Source organism: Amycolatopsis eburnea (genome assembly GCF_003937945.1).
Taxonomy (GTDB): domain Bacteria; phylum Actinomycetota; class Actinomycetes; order Mycobacteriales; family Pseudonocardiaceae; genus Amycolatopsis; species Amycolatopsis eburnea.
On the sequence record NZ_RSEC01000063.1, the window covers coordinates 156,350 to 181,222 of the forward strand.

Here is a 24,873-nt window from a genome sequence, read left to right on the forward strand (position 1 = left end):
CTGTCGGGATGTACGGACATGTTCACCCTTTCACGGCACCTTGCATGATTCCGGCCACGATCTGGCGGCCGAGGAGGAGGAAGACGATGAGGATCGGGATGGTGGCCAGGGTCGTGCCGGCCAGCACCAGCGAATAGTCGACGTAGTAGCCGCTCTGGAGCTTTTCCAGCGCGACCTGGACGGTCGGGTTGCCCGCGTCCAGGACCACCAGCGGCCACAGGAAGTCGTTCCACGACATCATGAACGTGAACATCGCCAGGATCGCCGCGGCCGGCCGGACCGCGGGCAGGCAGACGTTCCAGAAGATCCGGATCATGCTGCAGCCGTCGACGCGCGCGGCCTCGATCAGCTCGTACGGCAGCGCGTCCACTGTGTACTGCCGCATCCAGAAGACGCCGAACGCGGTGACCAGGTTGGGCACGATCACCGCCGTCAGGCTCCCGGTCCAGCCCAGCTCGGACATCGCGATGAACAGCGGGATGATGCCCAGCTGGGTGGGCACGGCGAGCGTGACGACGATGAACACGAACAGCTTGTTGCGCCCGCGGAACCGCAGTTTCGCGAAGGCGAACCCGGCCAGCGACGAGAACAGCACCGTCGTCAGCGTCACCGTGCCGGACACGATGACGCTGTTGGCCAGCGCCTTCCAGAACGGCACGGTGTCGAACACCCGCGCGGCGTTGGCGAAGAAGTTGCCGCCGGGCACGAACGGCGGGATGCGCTCGGTGAGCATCCCGTTGTCGCGGCTGGCCACCAGGAACGACCAGTAGAACGGGAACAGCGAACCGAGCACGAAGATCGCCAGCACGACGTAGGTCGCCTTGCGCGGCTTGCCGAGCGTGGCGACCTTCCGCCGCAGTCCACTCTGGAGCGTCGTCATTTCTTCTTCACCGCCTGGGGACGGGCGAGCCGGCCGGTGAGGAAGTAGTTCCCCAGCGCGATCAGCACGATGATCAGGAACAGCACCCAGGCGATCGCCGAGGCGTAGCCGAGATCGGCGTTCTGGAACGCCGTCTGGTAGAGGTACAGCGTCACGGTCTGGAACTGGTTGGTGGAACCGCCGTTGTTCGACCCGGGCATGGCGTCGAACAGCTTCGGCTCGGTGAAGATCTGCAGGCCGCCGATCGTCGAGGTGATGGTGACGAAGATCAGCGTCGGCCGGAGCAGCGGCAGGGTGACGTTCCAGAACCGGCGCCACGTGCCGGCGCCGTCGATCAGCGCCGCTTCGTGGAGTTCCTTCGGGATGGCCTGCATGGCCGCCAGCACGATCAGGGCGTTGTAGCCGGTCCAGCGCCAGTTGACCATGATCGCGATCGCGACGTGGCTGCCGAAGCGGTTGGCCTGCCAGTCGACCGGGTCCAGCCCGATGGTCTGCAGCACGCCGTTGATCAGCCCGTACTTCGGGCCGAACAGGTTGGCGAAGATGATGCCGATGGCGACGAGGCTGGCCGCGTACGGCAGCAGGATGCCCACCCGCCAGCCGGTGGCACCGCGCAGCCGGGCGCCGAGCAGGGCCGCCAGCAGCACGGCGATGATGAGCTGCGGGACGCTGGAGAGCAGGAAGATGCTGATCGTGTTGGTCAGCGCGTTCCAGAACTGCGCGTCGGCGAAGAGCTCCTTGAAGTTGTCGAGGCCGATGAAATCGGGATCGTCGCTCCCGGCTTCCCACTTGAACAGCGAGACGTACGCGGTGTAGAGCAGCGGGAACAGCCCGACGATCCCGAAGAGGATGAAGAACGGCGCGATGTAGAGGTACGGCGAGACCTTGACGTCCCACCGGCTCAACCGGTGACGGAAGGTGGGCCGGGGAGACGTGCGCTCCCCGGCCTTACTCCCTTCCGGCGCGACCTTGTCGAGGACGGTCATCGGCTCAGCGCGTGATCTTCTTCGCGGCGTCGACCATCTGGTTCCAGCCGTCCGCGGCCGACTTGCCCTGCTCGACCGCCTGCAGTGCCGGGCTCGACGCGTTCTCCTGGATCTGGCCGTCGCCCGGGCCCTTGTACTGCGGCTTCTGGACCTTCTTGGCCTGCTCGGCGAACAGCTCGCCGACCTTCGTGCCGCCGAAGTAGTCGTCGGTCTTGCTCAGCAGCGCGGGGTCGGTCAGCGCCTTGACCTGGCTCGGGAAGGTGCCCTTGGCCTGGAACGCCTTGATCTGCTGCTCCGGGGCGGTCAGCCAAGCGGCGAGCTCGGCGGCCTCCTTCGGGTGCTTCGACTGCGTCGGCACGGTCAGGTACGAACCGCCCCAGTTGCCGCCGCCACCGGGGAACGCCGCGGTGACCGCCCACTTGCCGGCGTTCTCCGGGCCCGCCTGCTCCTTGATCACGCCGAGCATCCAGGCCGGGCACACCTTCGTGGCGAACGCGCCCTGCTTGAAGCCGGTGTTCCACTCGTTGCTGAACGCGGTGAGCTTGGCCGACTCGCCCTTGGCGACGGCGTCGGTGACCTTGGTCCAGGCGTCCTTGATGCCCTGGTTGGTCTCGACGGCCAGCTTGTCGTCCTTGTTGATGTAGCCCTCGGGGAGCTGGTTGACCATGGCGTTGAAGTTCTGCGCGGCCGAGTCGAACCAGGCCTTGCCGTTGCTCTTCTTCACGAAGTCCGCGCCGGCGGCGAAGTAGCTGTCCCAGGTGGCGAACAGCGGCTTGACCGCTTCGGGGTCGTCCGGCAGGCCGGCGGCCTTGAACATGTCCTTGCGGTAGCACATGGCGAGCGGGCCGATGTCGGTGCCGTAGCCGATGACCTTGCCGTCCTTGGTCTTGGCGGCGTCGTACTTCCAGCTCAGCCAGCGGTCCGGGGAGGCGTCGGCCGGGCCGATCTTGCTCAGGTCGTTGAACTTCGAACCCTTGTCGAGGAAGTCCGACAGGTGGCCCTCTTCGAGCGCCGTCACGTCGGCGAGGCCGGACCCCGCGGCCAGCTTGGTGACGAGTTCCTCGTGGTAGGGGCCGCCCTGGCCGGTCTTGCGGTGGGTGATCTTGATGTTCGGGTGCAGCCGCTCGTACTCCGGGATGAGGGCCTCGTAGCCGAACTCGGTGAACGTCGCCAGCGTCAGGTCGACGTGCTCGTTCGGACCGGCGGCGGGGGGCGTTTCGTCACCGCCGCCACCACAGGCCGTGGCGCCGAGCGCCGTCATCGTGATGCCCAGTGCGAGGACCAGGCCGTTCCGGATCGTTCTCACGTGTCCAACCACCTTGTTGACGGGAATGAGCGCTCTCACTGCTGGGAGCCGATCTGGGAGCGCTCCCAGGTGTCGCAGAGTCTGGTGGGGGCCTTCACCGGTGTCAAGGGGTCGTAACCGGAGTGTTTCCTGCGAGGAGCGCTCCCGGACTTCGTTCCGCTTGGCGGTTAAGCTGTCGAAGTCAGGGTGGTCGTGGGAGCGAGGGCGGTTGGTGTGGGGCCTCGAGCAGGGGATGAAGAGCGGCCGACGCTGGAGGACGTCGCGGCGTTCGCCGGCGTGTCGCGGTCGACGGCGTCGCGCGCGCTGAACGACGACGCGTACGTCAGCGCGGCGGCGCGCGAGAAGGTCCAAGCCGCGGCCCGTGACCTGGGCTATTCCCCGAACCAGGCCGCCCGCTCGCTGGTCACCCGCCGCACCGGCGCGATCGCCGTGGTGCTGTCGGAGCCGGAGTCCCGGCTGCTCGACGACCCGTACCGGACGTCGGTCATGCGCGCCGGCTACCGCGAGCTCGCCGACGTCGGCCGCCAGATGGTGCTCATCTTCAGCGACACGCGCGAGGACCTGGGCAAAACGGTCCGCTTCCTGGAGGGCGGCCACGTCGACGGCGCGCTCGTGTTCGCGCCGCACCGCGCGGACCCGCTCCCCAAGGCGCTGCGCCTGCTGCGCATCCCGGTGGTCTTCGGCGGCCAGGCCGCCGGCATCCGCCGCGGCGTCCACGTCGTCGACTTCGACAACGAAGGCGGCGCGCGCCTGGCGGTGCAGCACCTGGTCGCGTCCGGCAGGCGCCGGATCGGGACGATCGCGGGCCCGCAGGACCAGAGCGCCTCGATCGACCGCCTCGCGGGCTGGCGCAAAACGCTCCTCGACGCCGGCCTCGACCCCTCCGACCTGGCCGAAGAGGCCGACTTCACGCTGTCCGGCGGCGCGAACGCGATGTCCGCCCTGCTGGCCCGCCACCCGGACCTCGACGCGGTGTTCGTGGCGAGCGACATGATGGCGGTGGGCGCACTGCGCACCCTGGACGCGGCGGGCCACCGCATCCCGGCCGACGTCGCGGTCGTCAGCTTCGACGACAACGCGACCCTGGCTCCGGCGATGGACCCCCCGCTGACGTCGGTGCACCAGGACCCGCGCGAGCAGGTGCACGCGATGGTGGAGACGTTGTTGCAGCTGCTCGACGACCAGAGCTTGAAGCCGCGCCAGCAGATCCTGCCGGTTTCGCTGGCGGTGCGCGCGTCGAGCTGAATCCCGGGGCGCGGCTGAGGTGTCTTGAATGAGTCATTCAGGACCTCCGAAGACCTGAATGAGTCATTCAGGACGTTGGCCGGGTCGTCCGGGGGCGGCGCGCCCGCCTGCGAGCTGGGATGTGGCCTCTGCGGGTTCCCTGCGCGGCCGCTCGAACCCGGGCGTGGCAGCCGGAACCTGGGGGTCCTCGGCACGCCCTCGCGAAGCCCGGGCTTCGCAAGCGGGGCTCCGGGCGAGCCCAGAGTCCGGCGCGGCCCCGCAAACCGGCATGCCCCTCGGAACCCGGGCTGCGCAAACCGGCCAGGCCGACCCGGCGGCGCCACCGGCCGTGTGCCGCCACCGGCCGTCGGCCTCCGGGTGCGCTCCCGGAGCACCCGGAGCACCCGTTCGGCCGCGCGGCACCCCGGCACCTCCGCGAACCCACCCCAGCCAGCCGTCCCGCCAAGCGGCACCCATCCGCCCGAGATGCACCCCTTCGGCCCTAAACAGCGTTTCCTCACCACTCCACGTCACTATCGAACTAGGCCAAAAGAGTGGTCGACCCACCTTCGGGTGGAGCTGTTCAGGAGTGTTCAGTGAGCCGTCGTTCGCCCGGCGCGCAGAAGTGACATCCGCAACCCGCGTGTCCTTCTGACTCGATTCTTTACATCCAGGTTTCCGGCTGGCTACCGTCTGCGCCTGGAAGCGCTCCCAGATCGCTGGCTCCCTACGGACAAAGGAGTTCCGCAGCCATGCGTTCCTCTCCCCGATGGCGCAGATTGCGCCGGTCGCGCGGCCTGGCCCTGGTCACGGCCACGGTCGCGGCCGCGGCCGCGCTGGTCGCCCCACCCCCGGCGCTCGGCGCCGATGTCGCCTGTTCCGTCACCTACACCACCAACGACTGGGACACCGGGTTCACCGCCAACGTCTCGCTGCGCAACGACGGCTCGCCGCTCGACAGCTGGAAGGTCGGCTGGACCTTCCTCGACGGCCAGAAGGTCCAGCAGGGCTGGAGTGCCACCTTCGCCCAGTCCGGCGCCGCGGTCACCGCGACGAACATGTCCTACAACGGCCACCTCGGCACCGGGGCGAGCACCAGCTTCGGGTTCAACGGCTCGAAGGGGTCCGCCAACCGGCCGCCGACCGACTTCTCCGTCAACGGCACCGCGTGCACCGGTGCCAACAAGGCGCCGACGGTCAGCCTGACCTCGCCCGCCTCGACCGGCACCTACTACGCCCCCGCGACGATCCCGCTCGCCGCGACCGCCGCGGACAGCGACGGCACCGTGAGCAAGGTCGAGTTCTACGCCGGGGACACGCTGCTGGCCACCGACACGGCCGCGCCGTTCGAAGGCAGCTGGGGCAACGTCCCGGCCGGGACCTACTCGATCACGGCGAAGGCCTACGACAACAAGGGCGCGAGCACCACCTCCAGCCCGGTCAGCGTGAAGGTCCTCTCCGGCCCCACGATCGTCGCCGCCCCGGCGACCGCGCAGGTCAAGCAGGGCGGCACGACGACCTTCGCGGTCAGCCTCGCCGGCGCGCCCACCGCGCCGGTCACCGTCGACGTCGCCCGGACCGCGGGCAGCACCGACCTGACCGCGAGCCCGACGAGCCTCACCTTCTCGACGACGAACTGGAACACCCCGCAGAACGTCACCGTGAAGAGCGCCGACAACGGGGGAGACCTGGGCAGCGCGACCTTCACCGCGAGCAGCAGCGGGTACACCGCCGCGACGGTGACGGTCAACGAGATCTCGTCGTCCACTTCGGACTACCAGCTCGCGTTCCTCACGCAGTACAACAAGATCAAGGACCCGAACAACGGCTACTTCCGCAAGTTCGGGAACATCCTGGTGCCCTACCACTCGATCGAGACGCTGATCGTCGAGGCACCGGACCACGGCCACGAAACGACGTCGGAGGCGTTCAGCTACTACCTGTGGCTGGAGGCGTCCTACGGCCGGGTCACCGGTGACTGGGCCCCGTTCAACCAGGCCTGGACGTCGATCGAGACCTACGCGATCCCGTCCGCGGCCGACCAGCCCGGCAACTCCGGCTACAACGCGAGCAAGCCGGCGACCTACGCGGCCGAGTACCCGAGCCCGAAGCAGTACCCGTCGCAGCTGCAGACGAACGTCTCGGTCGGGTCCGACCCGATCGCGGCCGAGCTGAAGGCGGCCTACGGCTCGTCGGACGTCTACGGCATGCACTGGCTGCTCGACGTGGACAACATCTACAAGTTCGGCCACTGCGAGGACGGCACGAACACCGCGCCGGCGTTCATCAACACCTTCCAGCGCGGGTCGCAGGAGTCGGTCTGGGAGACGGTCACCCAGCCCAGCTGCGACATCCTGAAGTTCGGCGGCAAGAACGGCTACCTCGACCTGTTCACCGGCGACTCGTCGTACGCGAAGCAGTGGAAGTACACCAACGCGCCCGACGCGGACGCCCGCGCCGTGCAGGTGGCCTTCCAGGCCGAGAAGTGGGCGGCGGCGCAGGGCAAGAGCGCCGACGTCTCGGCGGTCGTGAAGAAGGCGTCGAAGATGGGCGACTACCTCCGGTACTCGCTGTTCGACAAGTACTTCAAGAAGATCGGCAACTGCGTCGGCGCGTCCACCTGCGCCGCGGGCACCGGCAAGGACAGCGAGCACTACCTCGTCTCCTGGTACTACGCCTGGGGCGGCTCGATGGACTCGTCCAGCGCCTGGGCGTGGCGGATCGGGGACGGCGCGGCCCACCAGGGCTACCAGAACCCGCTGGCCGCGTACGCGTTGTCGGCCGACCCGGGGCTGAAGGTCACCTCGGCGACCGGTGCGAGCGACTGGGCGACCAGCCTCAGCCGTCAGCTCGAGTTCCTGCAGTGGCTGCAGTCGTCCGAAGGCGGGCTCGCCGGCGGCGCGACCAACAGCTGGGACGGCCAGTACGGCACCCCGCCGTCGGGCACCCCGACGTTCTACGGGATGTTCTACGACTACCAGCCGGTCTGGCACGACCCGCCGAGCAACCAGTGGTTCGGCTTCCAGACGTGGGGCATGGAGCGGATCGCCGAGTACTACCAGGCGACTGGTGACGCCCGCGCCAAGAAGATCCTCGACAAGTGGGTTCCGTGGGCCATCGCCAACACCACGGTCGGGGCCGGCGGGAGCTTCCAGATCCCGTCCGACCTGACCTGGAGCGGCGCGCCGGACACCTGGAACGCCACCAGTCCCGGCTCGAACACGGGCCTGCACGTCACGGTGAAGAACTTCAGCCAGGACGTCGGGGTCGCGGCCTCGCTGGCCAAGACGCTGCTCTACTACGCGTCCGGGTCGAGCAACGCCCAGGCGAAGACGGTCGGGGAGCAGCTGCTCACGGCGCTGTCGGCCAACACCGACAGCAAGGGCATCGCGGTGCCGGAGACCCGGAGCGACTACAACCGGTTCGACGACGCCTACAACGCCACCACCGATCAGGGCCTGTACGTCCCGAGCGGCTGGACCGGCACGATGCCGAACGGCGACGCGATCAACTCCAGCTCGACGTTCCTGTCGATCCGCTCCTTCTACAAGAACGACCCGCAATGGCCGAAGGTCCAGTCCTACCTGGACGGTGGCGCCGCGCCGACGTTCACCTACCACCGGTTCTGGGCGCAGTCGGAGATCGCCACGGCGTTCGCCGCGCACGTCGCCCTGTTCGGCTGAAAGGCACTCGATGAAGCGACTGCTCTCCTTCGCGGTCGCCGCACTGGCCGGGGCCGCCGTTCTCACGGCGTCCCCGGCCACCGCGGCCCCCACTCCCGCACTTTCACGTGAAAGTGCGGCCTCGGGAACCGGGACGGGCTTCTGGCACGCGTCCGGGTCCCAGCTCGTCGACGCCGCCGGCGCGCCGGTGCGGATGACCGGCATCAACTGGTTCGGCGCCGAGACCGGCAACTACTCGCCGCACGGCCTGTGGAGCCGCAACTACAAGGACATGCTCGACCAGATGGCGAGCCTCGGCTACAACACGCTGCGGCTGCCGTACTCCAACCAGCTGTTCGACAGCGGGTCGAAGCCGACCAGCATCGACGCCGTCCAGAACCCGGACCTGCAGGGGCTGTCCGGGCTGCAGGTGCTCGACAAGATCATCGCCTACGCCGGCACCAAGGGCATGCGCGTGCTGCTCGACCGGCACCGCCCGGACTCCGGCGCGCAGTCCCCGCTCTGGTACACCGCCGCGTACTCGGAGAGCCGCTGGATCTCCGACTGGACGATGCTCGCGCAGCACTACAAGGGGAACACCACGGTCATCGGCGCGGACCTGCACAACGAGCCGCACTCGATCCAGGGCGGCGGGGGAGCGTGCTGGGGCTGCGGCGACACCGCGACCGACTGGCGCCTGGCCGCCGAACGCGCCGGCAACGCGGTGCTGGCCGCCAACCCGGACTGGCTGATCGTCGTCGAGGGCGTCGACTGCGTCAGCGGCACCGGCGACCCGCAGTGCGGCTGGTGGGGCGGGAACCTCTCCGGGGCCAAGCAGTTCCCGGTACGGCTGTCCAAACCGGACAAGCTCGTCTACTCCGCGCACGAGTACGCGACTTCGGTGTTCGCGCAGCCGTGGTTCTCCGATCCCGCGTTCCCGGCGAACCTGCCGGCGCTGTGGGACCACTTCTTCGGCTACCTGCAGAAGCAGAACATCGCGCCGGTGCTGCTCGGCGAGTTCGGCACCACGCTCGCCGACCCGCGCGACAAGACCTGGCTGCAGGAACTGATGAAGTACACCGGCACCGGGACCTCGGGGATGAGCTTCACCTACTGGTCGTGGAACCCGAACTCGGGGGACACCGGCGGCATCCTCAACGACGACTGGACCACGGTCAACCAGGCCAAGCAGTCCATCCTGCAGCCGTACCTGATCCCACCGGTGGGTTCGGGCGGCGGCACGACCGATCCGCCGCCGTCGGTGAGCTGCGCGGTGACCTACCACGTCGACAACACGTGGCAGGGCGGCTTCGTCGCCTCCGTGACCCTCAAGAACACCGGGACCTCCCCGCTGAAGACCTGGGCCCTCGGCTGGACCGTGCCGTCCGGGACGCAGATCACCGGCGGCTGGGGCGCCACCGTCACCCAGAGCGGGCAGCAGGCGACGGCCAAGGCGCCGTCGTGGGCGCCCGACCTGGCCGGCGGCGCTTCGACGTCGATCGGCTTCCAGGCCACCGGCGCTTCGACCGGCACGCCCAGCGGCTTCGCCGTCGGCGCGACCGCCTGCACCACCTGACCCACCCACCGAACACGAAGGAGCACACTCGATGAAGAGTGAATTCTGGTCCGCGAGGAGGAAGTCACGGCTCGCCGTGGCGTCCTCGGTGACGGCCGCGGCCGTCGTGGCCGGCCTGGTGGTGGCCGGCGGGAGTCCGGCGGTCGCCGCCGCCGGCTGCAAGGTGACCTACACCGTCAACCAGTGGGACACCGGGTTCACCGCGAACGTCTCGGTGACCAACCTCGGCGACGCCGTCTCCAGCTGGGACGTCCAGTGGGACTTCGCCGGCAACCAGCAGGTGCAGCAGGGCTGGAGCGCCACGTTCAGCCAGAGCGGCAAGCACGTGAGCGCGAAGAACCCCTCGTGGGGCGGCGCGCTCGCGACGAACGCGACCGCGAGCTTCGGCTTCAACGGCTCGTACTCGGGCACGAACGCCATCCCCACGGCGTTCTCGCTCAACGGCGTCAACTGCGACGGCGGCACGACCACGACGCCCACGACCACGCCGACGACGCCCACGACGCCGACCACCCCGACCACGCCCACGACCCCGACCGGGCCGACCACGACGCCCCAGCCGGGGACGCACGTGGAGAACCCGTACGTCGGCGCCAAGGGGTACGTGAACCCGGACTGGTCGGGCCAGGTGAGCGCGGCGGCCGCGGCCAAGGGCGGCACGCTCGGCGCCCAGATGGCCAAGGTCGCGAACACCTCCACCGCCGTGTGGCTGGACCGGATCGCGGCGATCGAGGGCACGTCGACCGCACGCGGCCTGCGCGGGCACCTCGACGCGGCGTTGAGCCAGGCCAGCGGCGGCACGCCGGTGACCATCCAGATCGTCGTCTACGACCTGCCGAACCGCGACTGCGCGGCGCTGGCGTCCAACGGTGAGCTGAAGGCCTCCGAGAACGGCCTGGCCCGGTACAAGAGCGAGTACATCGACCCGATCGCGTCGATCCTGTCCGACGCCAAGTACGCGCCGCTGCGGATCGTCGCGGTCGTCGAGCCGGACTCGCTGCCGAACCTGATCACGAACACGTCGATGGCGACGTGCGCGGAAGCGCAGTCCACCGGGGTGTACACGCAGGGCATCCAGTACGCGCTGAACAAGCTGCACGCGATCTCCAACGTCTACAACTACCTGGACATCGCGCACTCGGCGTGGCTGGGCTGGGACAGCAACTTCGGTCCCTTCGTCAACCTGGTCAAGCAGACCCTGCAGGGCACCACGGCCGGCGTGAACAGCATCGACGGCTTCATCAGCTCCACGGCGAACTACACGCCGCTGACCGAGCCGAACCTGCCCGACCCGAACCTGACGGTCGGCGGGCAGCAGCTGAAGTCGGCGACGTTCTACCAGTGGAACCCGTACTTCGCCGAGGTTCCGTTCGCCACGGCGATGTACAACGCGTTCGTCGCGGCGGGCCTGCCCAGCGGGATCGGCATGCTGGTCGACACCTCGCGCAACGGCTGGGGCGGCTCGGCCCGGCCCAGCGGGGCCTCGGGGTCCACTGTGGACGCCTACGTGAACTCGGGCCGGATCGACCGGCGGCTGCACCGCGGCAACTGGTGCAACCAGAGCGGCGCGGGCCTGGGTGTCCGGCCGACGGTCGCGCCGGCGGCGCACTTCGACGCCTACGTCTGGATCAAGCCGCCGGGTGAGTCCGACGGCGCGAGCCAGCAGATCCCCAACGACGAAGGCAAGGGCGCGGACCCGATGTGCGACCCGACCTTCCACGGCAGCCAGCAGGCCAACGGCGGCAACCTGACCGGCGCCCTGCCGAACGCCCCGCTGTCGGGCAAGTGGTTCGAGGCCCAGTTCGAGGAACTGGTCCAGAACGCCTACCCACCGGTGCAGTAACGGTTTCCGGGCCGGGCGGTGCCGCGCAGCCGCCGCCCGGCCCGGGCTCCACCTACAGATCCTTGCGGAAACTCAGCCGGTCCAGGCCCGGCCCGTCGTAGTCGGGCTGGACCGGCAACCCTTCGAACTCCTTCGGCCCTGGTTCGGTGACGAACCCCATCCGGGTGTGGAACGCGTGCGAACCCTTGTTGACCGGCGACGTGATCGCCCGCACCACCGACCGCCCGTTCTCGCGGCTGTGGGCGAAGAAGCGCTCGTACAGCGCCGCGCCCAGGCCGCGCCCGCGTTCGGCGGGATCGACCCCGACGAAGTGGATGTAGCTCTCGGCCGGCCGCGACGGCGAGAGGAACCCGATCAGGAACGCGATGACGCGATCGTCGTCGCCCACGAGGAAGCTGCTGCGGGTGAAGTGCTGGAACATGAGCTTCGGCAGGAGCAGGGCCCGTTGACGGGAACCCTCTTCGCCGCCGAGCCCGCCCCACCACGTGTCGAGGACGGCGAGCACCGGCAGGTGGTCGTCCGGTCCGGGACGGCGGACGGGGTGGCCCAGGAGCGGGGCGAGGTCGGTCATGCCGGTCACCCTGCCCGCCCGGCCGGCCCGGCGCGAGCGGGTTTCCCCGCGGCGCGCGGCGGCGGGGCGCCCGTCCCGGGCTCAGGGCACCACGCGGCGCACCCCGATCAGCACCTGCTCCCAGACCGCGGCCGGGTCGGCGCCCTGCTCGACGGACTTGAGCGCGGGCGCGATCACCGTCTCCTGGATCTTGCCGTCGCCCGGGCCCTTGTACTGCGGTTTCCCGACTTTCTGCGCCTGGGCGACGAAGACCTGGCCGCTCAGCGCGCCGCCGAAGTAGCCGTTCATCTCGCTCAGCAGGTCGGGGGAGGTGAACGCGTCGACCTGGCTGGGGAAGTTCCCGCTCACCCGGAACGCGTGCAGCTGCTGCTCGGGCGCGGTGAGCCACGCCGCGAGCGCGGCGGCTTCCTTCGCGTGCGGGCTCGAGGCGGGGACGGTCAGGTAGGACCCGCCCCAGTTGCCGCCGCCGTTCGGGAAGGCGTCGGTGATCGCCCACTTGCCCGCGTTGCCGAGGCCGGCCTGCTGCTCGATGACGCCGAGCATCCAGGACGGGCAGACCTTCGTCGCGAAGGCCCCGACGCGCAGGCCGTTGTTCCCGTCGTCGGCGAACGCGGTGAGCCCCGCCGACTGGCCCTGCTTGACCGCCGTGGTGACCTGGTTCCAGGCGTCGCGCAGCGCGGTGTTCGTCTCCAGCGTGGAGCGGTCGTCGCGGTTGAGGTAACCGACCGGGAGCTGGTTGACCATGGCGTTGAAGTTCTGCGCCGCGGAGTCGAACCACGCCTTGCCCTTCGAGCGCTTGACGTACCGTTCGCCCGCCTGGAAGTAGCTGTCCCAGGTCGCGAACATCGTCTTCACCGAGCCGGGGTCGGTCGGCAGGCCGGCGGCTTCGAGCAGGTCCTTGCGGTAGCACATGGCGAGCGGGCCGATGTCGGTGCCGTAGCCGACGAGCTTGCCGTCCTTGCTGCGGCCCGCCTCGTACTTCCACTCCAGCCACCGGCCGGGCCGGACGTCGGCGGGCCCGACCTTGGCCAGGTCGGTGAACTTGCCGGCCTGCGCGAGCACGTCGGCGAGGTGTCCCTCCTCGACGGCCTGGATGTCGGCGAGCTCGCCGCCGTTCTGCAGCTTGGCCAGCAGGTCCTGGTGGTAGGGCCCGCCCTGCTCGGTGCGGACCTGGCGCACGGTGAGCCCGGGGTGGGTGAACTCGTAGCCGGGGATCAGGTCCTCGTAGCCGAACTGCCCGAACGTCGCCAGCGTCAGCGTGATCTTCTCGGGCGTGGCCGGACCGCAGCCCGCGGTCAGGACCAGCAAGACGAACGCGGCGATCCAGGCCAGCCGTCTTCGAATCTGCTTCATGCGCGCGCACTCCCCGTCCACGAATCACTCCCTCGTGATTGGGAGCGCTCCCGGAGGGGAGTCTCGTTCCGGGCGCGGCGGGTGTCAAGGTGCGCGACGGCGGGTGTCCGGACGGACACCGGGCGAACGGAGGGACGTGGTGAAGCGGCCGACGATCACTGACATCGCGCGCGAAGCGGGCGTGTCGAAGGGCGCCGTCTCGTACGCGCTCAACGGCCGCCCGGGCGTCTCCGAGGCGACCCGCGAGCGGATCACCGAAATCGCCCGCCGGCTCGGCTGGTCGCCGAGCAGCACGGCGCGGGCACTGGCCGGCGGCCGGACGGGCGCGATCGGCCTGGTCCTCGACCGGGCCCCGGACGTGCTCGGCATCGAGCCGTTCCTGGTGGCGCTGCTGGAGGGCGTCGAGCGCGAGCTCGGGCCGGTGTCGCTGCTGCTGCCGGTGCGCGGGCCGGGCCACCGCAAGGTGGACGGGCTGCTGCTCGCCGGGCCGCGGTGCCCGGCACCCGGCGTGCCCGCGGTGCGGCTGGGCGGGCCGCCCGGGCCCCCGGGCGTCCCCTCGGTGTGGGTGGACGACGCCGCGGCGGCGGCCGAGGTGCTCGGCTACCTGGCCGCGCTGGGCCACCGCCGGGTGGTCCGGATCGCGGGCCCGGCGGTGTTCGCCGACCCGGCGGCCCGCGCGGCCGCCTTCACCGCGGCGGCGGCCCGCATGGGCTTCCTGGCGGTGGGCACGGCCGACGCTGCCACGGTGGAGGCGGGTGCCGGGGTGGCCCACCGCGTGCTGGCGGTCCCGCGCCCCCCGACGGCGCTGGTGTGCGACACGGACGTGCTCGCGGTCGCCGCCCTGGCCGCGGCCCGCGAGCTGGGGCTGGCGGTACCGGGCGACGTTTCGGTGGTGTCGTGGGACGACTCGCCGTTGTGCCGCCTGGTCCGCCCGGCACTGACGGCGGTCCGGCGCCCGTTGGCGGAGCTGGGCGCGCTCGCGGCGGTGGTGCTGCGGGAGCTGCTGGTGGGCGAGGAGGCGGCGGACGTCTGCGCGCCGCGGCCGTCGCTGGTGACGCGGGGGAGTACCGGCCCCGCGCGGGGATGAGGGTCGCGCCGGCACCCGTCGGGCGGCACTGGCGCTGTTGTCACGTTGCCAGCGCCCCAAGGCGGCCTTCGGTGCGTCAGACGCACCGAAGGCCGCCTTGGGTGCGTCTGACGCAACCAAGGCCACATTGGGGTGCTTGGGCTGTCCGCAGTGGACGGTCAGCTTCCTTGGCAGGTCGGTGAAGGCTGGGCCGGGTTGCTGCCCGTCGCGTTGACGACCAGGCCGAACGTCGTCTGCCCGTCCGCGGCGATCCGGCCGTTCCAGTCGGCGTTGCGGACCGTCACCACCGAACCCGACTGGCTCACCGTGCCGTTCCAGACGCTGCCGACCGTCTGGCCTTGCGGCAGTGTCCAGCTCGCCTGCCAGCCGTTGTACGCGGTCGTGCCGTGGTTCATCACCGTCACCGTGGCCTGGTAGCCGCCGCTCCACGCGTTGGTGATCTCGTACATCGCCATGCACGAGCCGGCGGGCGTCGTCGGCGTCGTGGGTGTGGTCGGCGTGGTCGGTGTCGTGGGCGTGGTCGGTGTCGTCGGCGTGGTCGGGGTCGTCGTCGGCGTGCCGGGGTCCTTCACGCCGGTGACTTCGCCGTGCCCGCCGTCGAACGTCACGTCCGAGCAGCCGTAGAACGTCTCCGCGCTGTCGGAGCGCTTCCAGACCGAGTAGATGATGTGCCGCCCGGTCTTGTTCGACGGCAGCGCGCCGCTCCACTTGTACTGGCCGTCGACCGTGCCGACCTGGCCGGTCACCGGCGGGTGGTCGATCGTCAGGAACGGCTGGTCCTCCAGCGAGTCCCAGGTCAGCGGCTGGTTGGGGTTCCAGCCGTCCTTCGTGACGTAGGTGTAGAACCAGCCCGGGTGCGCGGCCCACGCGTTGTACGAGAAGTCGAACGTCGCGCCGGAGGTCAGGTGGGTCAGGGGCCAGTCGCCGACCTGGTCGAAGCCGGCGTAGCCCGGGTTGCCGCCGGAGCACAGCTTCCCGTCCGGAATGAACCCGCGCGTGCGGCCGGCGCCGTCGGAGCGCAACACGGCGAACCAGTTGTACAGCGAGTTGGCGCCGCTGGTGTTCACCGCGGCCGAGCAGGCCGGGTTCTGGGGGATGATCTGCCCCGTCGAGCTCAGCCCGTCCTGCCAGCACAGGAAGGTCCGGCTGCCCGGTTTCATCATCGCGCCGTGCGCCTCGGCCGTGCCGGTGTTCAGCAGGACGGCGGTCAGGCTCGCCAGCAGCACGGTGACGGCGGCGAGGATCGTACTTCGTCTCCTGGTCACGTCTGTCCCTTCGTTGGGTAGCGTGCAACGAAGACTGGGAGCGCTCTCAAGGTCAGCTTACGCGGTGGTGGTCACTTCCGGAACAGCCCGCGGTGACCGGAGCGGCCGCCTTGGCCTACCTTGGCGGAGGTCGTCGATCACCGAGAAAGGCACAGCGTGGAAAGTCCGTCTCCGGTCCCCGCCTGGGTGCGGGCCGAACCCCTCCGGCTGCTCGGCTTCGCCGCGCGAGCGGCGCACCCCGGCGGCGGGTTCGCCTGGCTCGACGACTCCGGACGGCCGGTGCTCGACCGGCCCGTCGAAACCTGGATCACCTGCCGGATGACGCACGTCTTCGCGCTGGCGCAAGTGCAAGGCGCCGCGACCGGGGCGCAGGTCGCCCACGGCGTCGAGGCGCTGACCGGCCTGCTCCGCGACCCGGATCACGGTGGCTGGTACGCGACGACAACGTTGTCAGAAAAGCGCGCCTACGAGCACGCCTTCGTCGTGCTGGCCGCGTCGAGCGCGGCCGCCGCCGGGGCCGACGGCGCGGAAGACCTGCTGGCCGAAGCCCTGGACGTCGTCGAACGCCGCTTCTGGGAGCCGGGGCCGGGGCTCGTCGCCGACGTCTGGGACCGCGGCTGGACACAGCTGGAGGACTACCGCGGGGCCAACGCGAACATGCACACCGTCGAGGCGTTCCTGGCCGCCGCCGACGTCACCGGCGACCGGGTCTGGACCACCCGCGCGCTGTCCATTGTGGAGCACCTGGTGCACGGCGAAGCCCGCGCGCACGGCTGGCTGCTGCCGGAGCACTACGACCCGGACTGGCGGGTGCGCCTGGAGTTCAACCGGGCCGAGCCCGCGCACCCCTTCCGCCCGTTCGGCGCGACGATCGGGCACCTCTTCGAGTGGGCGCGCCTGGCCGTGCACGTGAAGCGCGCGCTCGGCGACGGCGCCCCGGACTGGCTGCTCCCGGACGCGGCCGCGCTGTTCGAGACCGCGACCCGGACCGGCTGGGCCGTCGACGGGCACCCCGGGTTCGTCTACACCACCGACTTCGCCGGGACGCCGGTCGTGCGCACCCGGCTGCACTGGGTCGTCGCGGAGGCGATCGCCGCCGCGTGGACGCTGCACCAGGAGACCGGCGAGCCGGTGTACCTCGAGCGGTTCCAGGAGTGGTGTGCCTACGCCGAAGCCTGCTTCGCCGACCGGGAACTCGGCTCGTGGCACCACGAACTCGACCCGGAGAACCGCCCGGCCGCGTCGGTGTGGGCGGGCAAGCCGGACATCTACCACGCCTACCAGGCGACGCTGCTGCCCACGCTGCCGCCGGCCGCGTCGTTCGCCGGCGCGCTCGCCCCGCGTCGCTAGACTCCGCCCGATTCCGCTCGACCGAGGAGAACCATGTCGCCTTACGCCGCCGCCGGGGACCGGTACGCGGAAATGCCGTACCGGCGGGCCGGGCGCAGCGGGCTGAAGCTGCCCGCCGTGTCGCTCGGCCTGTGGCACAACTTCGGGGACGACAAGCCCCTCGACGTCCAGCGCGCGGTGCTGCGCCGGGCGTTCGACCTCGGCATGACGCACTTCGACCTGGCCAACAACTACGGCCCGCCGCCCGGCGCGGCCGAGGCGAACTTCGGGCGGCACTACGCGGCCGACTTCCGCCCGTACCGGGACGAGATCCTGGTGTCGTCCAAGGCGGGCTACCTCATGTGGGACGGCCCGTACGGCGAGTGGGGCTCGCGCAAGAACCTCCTCGCCAGCCTGGACCAGAGCCTGGCCCGCACCGGACTGGACCACTTCGACGTCTTCTACTCCCACCGCCCGGACCCGGAGACGCCGATCGAGGAGACCATGGGTGCCCTCGACACCGCCGTCCGGTCGGGGAAGGCGCTCTACGCCGGGATCTCCAACTACTCGCCCGAGCAGACCGAAGCCGCGCTGGCCGCGCTGAAGGAGCTGGGCACGCCGCTGCTGCTCCACCAGCCGTCGTACTCGATCCTCAACCGGTGGGTCGAGGACGGCCTGCTCGACACCCTCGGCGAGCACGGCGTCGGCTCGATCGCGTACTCGCCGCTGAGCCAGGGCCTGCTGACCGACCGCTACCTCGACGGCGTCCCGGCCGACTCGCGCGCGGCCGGCGCGAGCCCGTTCCTCACCCGCGACCGCCTCACCGAGGACACGCTCGGCACGATCCGCGCGCTGAACGACGTCGCGAAGCGGCGGGGGCAGACGCTGGCCCAGCTCGCCATCGCCTGGGTGCTGCGCCGCGGGCGCGTCACGTCCGCGCTGATCGGCGCGAGCAGTGTCGCGCAGCTGGAGAACACCGTCGCGGCCACCGCGAACCTGGAGTTCACCGACGAGGAGCTGGCCGAGATCGACCGGCTCGCCGGGCGGTAGCTCAGCAGCCGATCCGGGAGCCGCCCACGGCGACGTCGTCGAACCACAGCGTGTCGGCGTCGCCGGCGTAGCTCTCCCAGCCGAGCCGCAGGTCGGTCACGGCCGGGTGCCAGGACCGGGCGAGCCACTGCTGGTCGACGTCGGCGGTCGGGACGCCGTCGACGACGAGCCCGGGTACTTCGCTGCCGCCGAGCCAGGTCCGGAGCTGCCCGGCCGCGCCGTCGAGCCGGAACTCGAAGCACGACCAGGCCCCGGTCGGCAGCGGGACGCTCTGGGCGACACCGGCCGGGCTCTGCGCGGGCAGGGTGGCGTCGTCGGACTCGCGGTTCCACTGCAGCGCGCGGTTCTGCCCGCCGGCCCGCAGGTCGCGGCCGTCGGTGCTGTCACGCATCGCCATGAAGGTGACGTGCCCGGTGGGCAGCGCGGTGGTGTGGCGCACCCAGAACCGCCCGTACAGCACGCCGGAGCCGCTCACGGCGGTGCCGAGGAACGCGTGGTTGCAGTAGCCGCCCTGGCCCGTGACCTTGACCGAGCGGGTCCCCGAGTGCGCCACCGAGCCGTCGACGGTCACCGTGCCGGTGCCCTGGCAGTTCGCCGCGCCGACGGTCCAGCGCCCGCCCGGCGTCGTTCCGGTCTGCTGCTCGAAGTCGTCGCAGAGCGCCGCGTCCGCGCAGCCCGCGGGTGGCGGCGTCGACGTCGTCGTGGTGGGCGTGGTGGTGGTCGGTGTCGTGACGGGCGTGGTCGGCGGAGCCTCTTCACCGCACGAGACGCCGTTGAGCGCGAAGTCCGTCGGATCGGCGCCGCTGCCCGTGCCCTGCAGGCCGAACGACACGGAACCGCCGGCGGGCAGGGTGGCGTTGTAGGGGAGGCTTTCCGCGGTGACGGCGGTCCCGGACTGGCGGACGGTGGCGTTCCAGGCCGACGTGACGGATTGGGTGCCGGCGTAGTGCCAGGTGAGGGTCCACGAGGAGAGCGCGGTCGCGCCGTTGGTGACGGTGAGGTCGGCGGTGTAGCCGCCCTGCCACTGGTTGACCCGGTAGGTGACCGAGCAGGCCGGCGCGGCGGCGGCCGGACCGGCGGCGAGGACCGCGGTGGTGCCCGCCGCGGCGAGGCAGAGCGCGGCGAGGGCGACGGCGAACCTGCGGGGCATCGGGATCCTCCCGGGACGCGGACAGGGGCGCCGTGGCCTGCACCACGACGCCCCTGGGTGGTGGCCGCGTTCTTGGCGAGGCGACCTGGCATGGGAGCGCTTCCAGCCGCCGAAAAAGTAACCCCGGGATGTCGGTCTTGTAAAGCGCGACCCGGACGCGCCGCGATCCGGTGGCCCGGTTTCCGGTGCCGTGCGGCCCGTGGGCGGGCACTGAACCGTACTGAACGGCCGAACCCGTTGGCGGGCAACGGGTCCGGTGATCGCACTGCGCGACCGCTGCACGCCCGGTGGTGCCGCCGTTGGAGTGGATTCCGGGAATCCGGTTCAAGATCACGCCGGGGGCGGGAAGGGCGGCGGGACGCCGACCCGATGGGAGCGCTCTCATCACCGCCGAAGTCCTATGTGGAACGGATCGGCGCGCACCGGCGTCGAAGGCCCGTGGCCGAAACCGAAGCCGGACCCCGCGCGTGGCGGAAACCCTTGTTGCGGGCTCAACATCTCGGAAATCTCACAGTCCCGGCGGCGGTGACGCCCTGGGCCCCCGCCGTCACGCTGGGGTACTGTCTTCCGTGTGCACCAGTACTCCGAACCGCACTGGGTGAACGATGAGCCGACAGGTCAAGCCAGGGAGTAAGCCGTACCGTGCACAACTGCGCGACCGGCTGGCCGCCTTGGGCTTCCCCGAAGAGGCGATCCCGGCCCGGGTGGCGGAGAACCTGGTGGTCGAATGCGGGATCCCGCCGCGCACCGCGTGGCGGCTGGCGTCCGAGCTCTCGCTCGACGTCGCGGCGCACCACTACAACGCCGCGACCGGCGACCCCCGCGCGGGCATGCGCGGCACCCGCATCTGGGAGTACGAGCAGTGGCCGGACCGCGGCGTCCGGCCGACCGTCGCGGCCCTGCGCGTGCTGGCCGGGGTCTACGGCACGAACTGGAAATCGCTGCTGGGCCTGCGAGATCTCGAGCAGCTGCCGGCCAAGGACCTGGCCGAGTACCACGCCGACGCGGAACCGGCGGCACCGCTCGTGCCCGTGCCGCCCGCTCGCACCGCCGCGCGCGGAGAAACCCGGCCAGACGAGGAAATCGGGGCAAGTGCGCTCGATGACGCGATTCTCCTGACCCAGACCAACGTCGACGACGTCCAGCTCGACGACCTGTGGGCCGACCTGGACTTCCTGGGCGGTGCCTACACCCGCACCGCGCCCGACGCGATCCTCGGCCAGCTCACCGTCATCGACGAGCGGACTTCGGCGCTGCTCAAGGGCAGGCAGCGGCCGAAGCAGACGCAGGACCTATTGCTCGTCGGGGCGAAGTGCTCGGCGATGATGGCCTGGATCGCGGGCGACCTCGGCCGGTACCGGCTTTCGCGCCAGCTGAACTCCGCCGCCTGGCTCTACACCCAGTACGCCGACGACTTCCTGGCCCGCCGCTGGGTGCGCACGTCGCAGGCGCGGGTGGCGTTCTGGTCGGGCAACGGCGTCGAGTCCGCGCGGCTGGCCGCCGATGGGCTCAACTACCACGTCGGCGGGCGCCTCACGGACGCGCCGCTGATCCTCGCCGAAGCGCGCGGCTGGTCGTCGGTGCAGGCCGAGCCGCAGGTGCTGGACGCGATCGCGCGCTGGACCAGCATCGAGGACCCCGACCTCGGGGCGGGCGGCGAAGACCGGTTCTTCAACATCACGAAGGACCGGCGGCACTACATGGCCGGGACGTCCCTGCTGTCGGTCGGGCAGGCGTCCGCCGCGCTGCGCGAGTTCACCACCGCCCGCGAGGCCTACGAGAAGCTGCCGCGGGAACACCGCTGGGAGGCCATGGACCCGATGATCCGGATCGACACGGGCCGCGCGCACCTGCGGCTGGGCGACCTCGACGGCGCCGCCGCGCAGGTGGAGCCGGTGCTCGCCGCGGACGTCGGCAAGCAACCGGACATGGTGCACGCGATGCTGAAGGTGCTGGCGACCGAGCTGAACGAGCCCCGCTGGCGGGCGGCGGCGACCGCCCGCGACCTCGCCGAGGCGGTCCTGGACGCCCACGTTTCGGCTCGCCCGTGACGGGCGACCCCACCCGGGTGACGTCCCCGGTGCCGCTGAACGACGCCCAGACCCGCGCCCGCGAGGGCCACACCCGCCGCGACGTCGTGGTGGTCGCCGACCGCTTCGCGCGGTTCGCCCGCGGCGACCGGGTCATCACCGTGTCCGGGTTGCTGGCGCTGCTCGCCTCCGGAGACCCCGGCGACGGCCCGGAGGCCGACGGCTGCCACTGGGTCGTCCACCTTGGCCAAGGCGTCGACGCGACCGACCACGACGTGCTCGAAGCGGCCCGCGAGAAGAGCGGTGTCGCCGTGACCTTCGCGGACCCGGACGCGTTCCGGCGCCTGCCGGAACGCTCGGTCCTGGTGCACAAGGACCGCCCCGAGAACGTCCTGCTGGCCGGCGTGCACAGCCCGTCGGCCGGGCACTGCCGGGCCGAGCTCCGGATCCACCGGGACAACGAGCTGGTCCTCGACCACCACACCGGCGAGCACGTGCAGGGCATCGTGATCGTCGAGGCGATGCGCCAGATCTGCATCGCCCAGTTCGAGACCGCGATCCGCCCCGGCCTGGCCACGGCCGCGTACGCCGGGGTGTGGAAGCGGATCGACCTGTCCTTCCAGGACTTCCTGTTCCCGCTCCCGGCCACGGTCGAGTCGCTCATCGAAGAGTCCGACCTCGCCAGGGAGACCAACCTCAAGTTCCGCGCCACCACGGCGGTGCGCCAGCAGGAGCGCACCGTGGCCACCGCCGTCATCGAGTACTCGATGATCGCGCAGGGGCGCATCGACACCCTGGAACGCCGCAAGGCCGACCAGGCCACCCGGGCCTACCTCGGCTGACCCGAAACCCACTCCGGAAGGGAAACCACACCACGATGTCCGAAGAGCCGGACCGTTCGGCGTCCTTCGCCCAGGGACTGAAACTCATCCAGCAGCTCGGCGGGGCGGACCGGCCGGCCGTGCTGGACCTGTTCGAGAGCATCGGCGAGGCCGAGTTCGGCGAGCAGTGCGTCGGGTTCATCTACGGCGACGTCTACCACCGGCCCGGCCTCGAGCTGCCGGAGCGGCAGCTGACGACCGTCGCCGCGCTCACCGCGCTCGGGTACGCGGGCTCGCAGCTGCAGTTCCACGCCAAGGCCGCGCTGAACGTCGGCTGCACCCGCCGCCAGCTGGTCGAGGCGGTCATCCACGTCAGCTCGTTCGCGGGGTTCCCCGCCACGCTCAACGCGCTCACGGCGCTCAAGGCGGCGTTCGAAGGCCTGCCGGCGGACGAGCCGTCGCCTGAACCCGCCGACGTGCCGTGGGCGGGCATCGAAGACCGCTACGAGCGCGGCCTGGCCGCGATGAAGGCGGTCGACGGCGAGGCGGGGGAGAAGGTCGCCGTCGCGCTGGCCGACATCGCGCCCGACCTGGCCACCTACATCATCGAGTTCACCTTCGGCGAGGTCTACACCCGGCCGGGGCTGAGCCTGCGCCACCGCGAGCTCGTCACGATCGCCGCGTGCGTCGCGCTCGGCACCGCGCTGCCGCAGCTGAAGGTGCACATCCACGGGCTGCTCAACGTCGGCGGCACCGAGAAGGAGGTCGTCGAGACCGTCCTGCACCTGGCGTTCTACTGCGGGTTCCCGGCCGCGCTCAACGCGATCGGCGCCGCGCGGGAAGTGTTCGCGCAGCGATGACCTTCGAGAAGCTGCGCGCCGTCGCGCTCGACTGCGACGGCGTGCTCATCGACGACACCTACCTGGCCATGATCGCGCGGTTCGTCACCGCGCACGGCGGGGTCTACGACGCCGCCGCCGAGCGGGACGTGATCGGGTTGCGCGACATCGTCGTCGCCGAGAAGGTCACCGCGCTCTGCGGGCTCGACCAGCCGGCCGGGGAGACGCTCAAGCAGCTGTGGGCGGCGCGGCAGGAGTACCTGGCCGAGCATCCCATCCGCGTCGCCGAAGGGGCGCGGGAGTGCCTGGAAGCGCTCTCGAAACTCCCGGTGCGGCTGGTCTGCTACGGCGGCCGGACCCGCGAGCACACCTTCGACCAGTACCTCGGTGAGTTCGCCGGCCTGCTCGACCCCGAGGTGCCGTACGTGAGCATCAACGAGCACCGGCCCGGCGTCGCCCACATCACCGGCACCGCGCTCGGTGTGGGCTTCGACGAGATCGTGTTCGTCGACGACGTCAGCCGGGTGGCCGAGGACGCCCGCGCGCACGGCGCCGGGTTCATCGGCTTCCCGTCGAGCCCCGCCCACGCGCGGCAGCGGGACTTCATGGCCGGGTACGGGGTCCGGCACTTCGCGGCGTCGCTCGCCGATCTGACCCCGGAACTCCTGGAGACCGTCGACGCGGAGCTCGCGACTTCGACACACTGGCCTCGTTGAGGAGTTCCCGCACCCTTGGAGCCGCCGTGAAGTACTTTTCCCTGCCCCGTCCCGGCGCCGGGCTCGTCCTGGGCGAGCGCGACGTCCCCGAACCCGGCCCCGGGCAGGTCCTGGTCCGGCTGCGCGGGTGGGCGGTCAACGCCCGCGACCTGATGATCGTCAAGGGGTTCTACCCCAAGCCGGTGAAGCCGGACGTCGTGCCGCTGTCCGACGGCGCGGGCGAGGTCGTCGCGGTCGGCGACGGCGTGCGCGCCTGGACCACCGGCGACCGGGTGGCCGCGACCTACTTCCCGGACTGGCTGTCCGGGCCCGGCACGCCCGAGAAGACCGCGGACGACCTGGCCGGCACCCTCGACGGCGTGCTCGCCGAGTACGCCGTCTTCGCCGAGGACGCGCTCGTCGGCGTCCCGGCGCACCTCGACTACGCCGAAGCCGCGACGCTGCCCAGCGCCGGCGTCACGGCGTGGCGCGCGGTCGTCGAGGAAGGCCGGCTCGTGCCCGGCCAGACCGTGCTCACGCTGGGCAGCGGCGGCCTGTCCACGTTCGCGCTGCAGTTCGCCGCGCTCGGCGGCGCCCACGTCGTCTCGACGTCCAGCTCGGACGAGAAGCTCGAGCGGCTCCGCGAACTGGGTGCCACCCAGACGCTCAACCACGCGACGACGCCGGAGTGGGGCGCCGCGGTGGCCGAGCTGACCGGCGGCGGCGTCGACCACGTCGTCGACGTCGGCGGGGGCGGCACGATCGGCCAGTCCGTGATCGCCGCGCGCTACGGCGGGCACGTCAGCGTCGCCGGCGTCCTGACCCACGAGGGCGGCGCCGACCCGATCCTCGTGCTGGTCAAGCAGCTGACCCTGCGCGGGCTCACCAACGCCTCCCGCGAGACGTTCCAGGCGATGAACCGGGCCGTCGAGCACACCGGGCTCCGGCCGGTGATCGACCGCCGGTACGCCTTCGACGAGGTCGAAGAAGCGCTCAAGCACCTCGAGTCCGGCAGCCACATCGGCAAGGTCGTCCTCGAAAGCGACTGAGCCGCCCGCCGCACCGGGTAACTTTTGCCGTCCCGGCTGGGTATATCCGTACCCCGCGCGCCGCTTTCCGCAGGTCAGTGCGGGTGGGTTCGGGCGAAAAAGTCTCGTTTCGACAGGAATGGCGGCCGCTGTCGGCACCGGGGAGAGTGGTGGATAC

The 24,873-nt window shown here is 71.0% G+C and carries 19 protein-coding genes; 12 read left to right on the top strand and 7 right to left on the bottom strand.

The genetic code is table 11. The features are described from left to right. Positions 1 to 22 precede the first annotated feature (22 nt). From EIY87_RS44555 to EIY87_RS44565, 3 genes are read right to left on the bottom strand one after another with little or no spacing between them, the layout of a single operon-like run. Positions 23 to 880 carry a carbohydrate ABC transporter permease gene (locus tag EIY87_RS44555; protein WP_125316133.1) on the bottom strand — a complete coding sequence of 286 codons (858 nt, stop codon included), beginning with the start codon at positions 878 to 880 and terminating at the stop codon, positions 23 to 25. Further along, a complete protein-coding gene (locus EIY87_RS44560; protein ID WP_125316134.1) occupies positions 877 to 1,866 on the bottom strand; it encodes a carbohydrate ABC transporter permease in 990 nt (329 codons plus the stop codon). The genes EIY87_RS44555 and EIY87_RS44560 overlap by 4 nt, the downstream gene beginning before the upstream one ends. A 4-nt stretch (positions 1,867 to 1,870) precedes the next feature. Next, entirely contained in the window at positions 1,871 to 3,172 is a 1,302-nt protein-coding gene (locus tag EIY87_RS44565; protein ID WP_125316135.1) for an ABC transporter substrate-binding protein, read from the bottom strand. 249 nt (positions 3,173 to 3,421) lie between these two features. Here EIY87_RS44565 and EIY87_RS44570 point away from each other — a divergent pair, with 249 nt between their 5' ends. From EIY87_RS44570 to EIY87_RS44585, 4 genes are all read left to right on the top strand, one after another. Continuing rightward, positions 3,422 to 4,417 (top strand): LacI family DNA-binding transcriptional regulator, encoded by a 996-nt coding sequence (locus EIY87_RS44570; protein ID WP_125316395.1) that lies wholly within the window; start codon positions 3,422 to 3,424, stop codon positions 4,415 to 4,417. A 731-nt stretch (positions 4,418 to 5,148) separates the two neighbouring features. Next, a complete protein-coding gene (locus tag EIY87_RS44575) occupies positions 5,149 to 8,079 on the top strand; it encodes a glycoside hydrolase family 48 protein (RefSeq protein WP_125316136.1) in 2,931 nt (976 codons plus the stop codon). Between the two features lie 10 nt (positions 8,080 to 8,089). Next, complete coding sequence (locus EIY87_RS44580) at positions 8,090 to 9,634, top strand: cellulase family glycosylhydrolase (protein ID WP_125316137.1); 1,545 nt, start codon at positions 8,090 to 8,092, stop codon at positions 9,632 to 9,634. Positions 9,635 to 9,665: 31 nt separating this feature from the next. Beyond that, positions 9,666 to 11,477, top strand: coding sequence for a glycoside hydrolase family 6 protein (locus tag EIY87_RS44585; RefSeq protein ID WP_191984504.1), 1,812 nt, complete (start codon positions 9,666 to 9,668; stop codon positions 11,475 to 11,477). Between the two features lie 52 nt (positions 11,478 to 11,529). On the opposite strand, the gene EIY87_RS44590 is transcribed toward EIY87_RS44585, so the two are convergent. Together EIY87_RS44590 and EIY87_RS44595 are read right to left on the bottom strand one after the other, a co-directional pair. Beyond that, a complete protein-coding gene (locus EIY87_RS44590) occupies positions 11,530 to 12,048 on the bottom strand; it encodes a GNAT family N-acetyltransferase (protein ID WP_125316138.1) in 519 nt (172 codons plus the stop codon). An 81-nt stretch (positions 12,049 to 12,129) separates the two neighbouring features. Further along, positions 12,130 to 13,401: an ABC transporter substrate-binding protein gene (locus tag EIY87_RS44595; protein ID WP_125316139.1), complete on the bottom strand. Its 1,272-nt coding sequence runs from the start codon at positions 13,399 to 13,401 to the stop codon at positions 12,130 to 12,132. A gap of 139 nt (positions 13,402 to 13,540) precedes the next feature. Here EIY87_RS44595 and EIY87_RS44600 point away from each other — a divergent pair, with 139 nt between their 5' ends. Next, complete coding sequence (locus tag EIY87_RS44600) at positions 13,541 to 14,488, top strand: LacI family DNA-binding transcriptional regulator (RefSeq protein ID WP_125316140.1); 948 nt, start codon at positions 13,541 to 13,543, stop codon at positions 14,486 to 14,488. Positions 14,489 to 14,646: 158 nt separating this feature from the next. On the opposite strand, the gene EIY87_RS44605 is transcribed toward EIY87_RS44600, so the two are convergent. Continuing rightward, positions 14,647 to 15,753, bottom strand: coding sequence for a lytic polysaccharide monooxygenase (locus EIY87_RS44605; protein WP_125316141.1), 1,107 nt, complete (start codon positions 15,751 to 15,753; stop codon positions 14,647 to 14,649). Between the two features lie 156 nt (positions 15,754 to 15,909). Between EIY87_RS44605 and EIY87_RS44610 the strand changes: the two genes are divergently transcribed. Next, positions 15,910 to 17,103, top strand: a complete 1,194-nt coding sequence (locus EIY87_RS44610) for an AGE family epimerase/isomerase (protein WP_125316142.1) — start codon at positions 15,910 to 15,912, stop codon at positions 17,101 to 17,103. 33 nt (positions 17,104 to 17,136) lie between these two features. Then, positions 17,137 to 18,132, top strand: a complete 996-nt coding sequence (gene mgrA / locus EIY87_RS44615) for an L-glyceraldehyde 3-phosphate reductase (RefSeq protein ID WP_125316143.1) — start codon at positions 17,137 to 17,139, stop codon at positions 18,130 to 18,132. A 1-nt stretch (position 18,133) separates the two neighbouring features. On the opposite strand, the gene EIY87_RS49220 is transcribed toward mgrA, so the two are convergent. Further along, positions 18,134 to 19,282, bottom strand: a complete 1,149-nt coding sequence (locus EIY87_RS49220) for a cellulose-binding domain-containing protein (protein ID WP_125316144.1) — start codon at positions 19,280 to 19,282, stop codon at positions 18,134 to 18,136. A 605-nt stretch (positions 19,283 to 19,887) separates the two neighbouring features. On the opposite strand from EIY87_RS49220, the gene EIY87_RS44625 reads away from it, so the two are divergent. Genes EIY87_RS44625 through EIY87_RS44645 form a run of 5 tightly spaced genes read left to right on the top strand, consistent with a single transcriptional unit; the run spans position 19,888 to position 24,716 of the window. Next, positions 19,888 to 21,333 (top strand): hypothetical protein, encoded by a 1,446-nt coding sequence (locus EIY87_RS44625; protein WP_225440413.1) that lies wholly within the window; start codon positions 19,888 to 19,890, stop codon positions 21,331 to 21,333. After that, a complete protein-coding gene (locus EIY87_RS44630) occupies positions 21,330 to 22,154 on the top strand; it encodes an AfsA-related hotdog domain-containing protein (RefSeq protein WP_225440414.1) in 825 nt (274 codons plus the stop codon). Before EIY87_RS44625 ends, EIY87_RS44630 begins: the two co-directional genes overlap by 4 nt. Before the next feature lie 35 nt (positions 22,155 to 22,189). After that, complete coding sequence (locus tag EIY87_RS44635) at positions 22,190 to 22,993, top strand: carboxymuconolactone decarboxylase family protein (protein ID WP_125316145.1); 804 nt, start codon at positions 22,190 to 22,192, stop codon at positions 22,991 to 22,993. Beyond that, the gene (locus EIY87_RS44640; RefSeq protein WP_125316146.1) at positions 22,990 to 23,688 is read left to right on the top strand and encodes an HAD family hydrolase; all 699 of its coding nucleotides are present in this window, start codon (positions 22,990 to 22,992) and stop codon (positions 23,686 to 23,688) included. Before EIY87_RS44635 ends, EIY87_RS44640 begins: the two co-directional genes overlap by 4 nt. A gap of 26 nt (positions 23,689 to 23,714) precedes the next feature. Beyond that, on the top strand, positions 23,715 to 24,716 hold the full coding sequence (locus EIY87_RS44645; protein WP_125316147.1) for a zinc-dependent alcohol dehydrogenase family protein: 1,002 nt from the start codon (positions 23,715 to 23,717) through the stop codon (positions 24,714 to 24,716). The last annotated feature ends 157 nt before the right edge of the window (positions 24,717 to 24,873 follow it).

What these genes read in the sequence shown, in the direction of transcription:
- EIY87_RS44555 (WP_125316133.1), bottom strand. Translation starts at nt 880, where the DNA reads ATGACGACGCTCCAGAGTGGACTGCGGCGGAAGGTCGCCACGCTCGGC.
- EIY87_RS44560 (WP_125316134.1), bottom strand. Translation starts at nt 1,866, where the DNA reads ATGACCGTCCTCGACAAGGTCGCGCCGGAAGGGAGTAAGGCCGGGGAG.
- EIY87_RS44575 (WP_125316136.1), top strand. Translation starts at nt 5,149, where the DNA reads ATGCGTTCCTCTCCCCGATGGCGCAGATTGCGCCGGTCGCGCGGCCTG.
- EIY87_RS44580 (WP_125316137.1), top strand. Translation starts at nt 8,090, where the DNA reads ATGAAGCGACTGCTCTCCTTCGCGGTCGCCGCACTGGCCGGGGCCGCC.
- EIY87_RS44585 (WP_191984504.1), top strand. Translation starts at nt 9,666, where the DNA reads ATGAAGAGTGAATTCTGGTCCGCGAGGAGGAAGTCACGGCTCGCCGTG.
- EIY87_RS44590 (WP_125316138.1), bottom strand. Translation starts at nt 12,048, where the DNA reads ATGACCGACCTCGCCCCGCTCCTGGGCCACCCCGTCCGCCGTCCCGGA.
- EIY87_RS44595 (WP_125316139.1), bottom strand. Translation starts at nt 13,401, where the DNA reads ATGAAGCAGATTCGAAGACGGCTGGCCTGGATCGCCGCGTTCGTCTTG.
- mgrA (WP_125316143.1), top strand. Translation starts at nt 17,137, where the DNA reads ATGTCGCCTTACGCCGCCGCCGGGGACCGGTACGCGGAAATGCCGTAC.
- EIY87_RS49220 (WP_125316144.1), bottom strand. Translation starts at nt 19,282, where the DNA reads ATGCCCCGCAGGTTCGCCGTCGCCCTCGCCGCGCTCTGCCTCGCCGCG.
- EIY87_RS44625 (WP_225440413.1), top strand. Translation starts at nt 19,888, where the DNA reads ATGAGCCGACAGGTCAAGCCAGGGAGTAAGCCGTACCGTGCACAACTG.
- EIY87_RS44635 (WP_125316145.1), top strand. Translation starts at nt 22,190, where the DNA reads ATGTCCGAAGAGCCGGACCGTTCGGCGTCCTTCGCCCAGGGACTGAAA.
- EIY87_RS44640 (WP_125316146.1), top strand. Translation starts at nt 22,990, where the DNA reads ATGACCTTCGAGAAGCTGCGCGCCGTCGCGCTCGACTGCGACGGCGTG.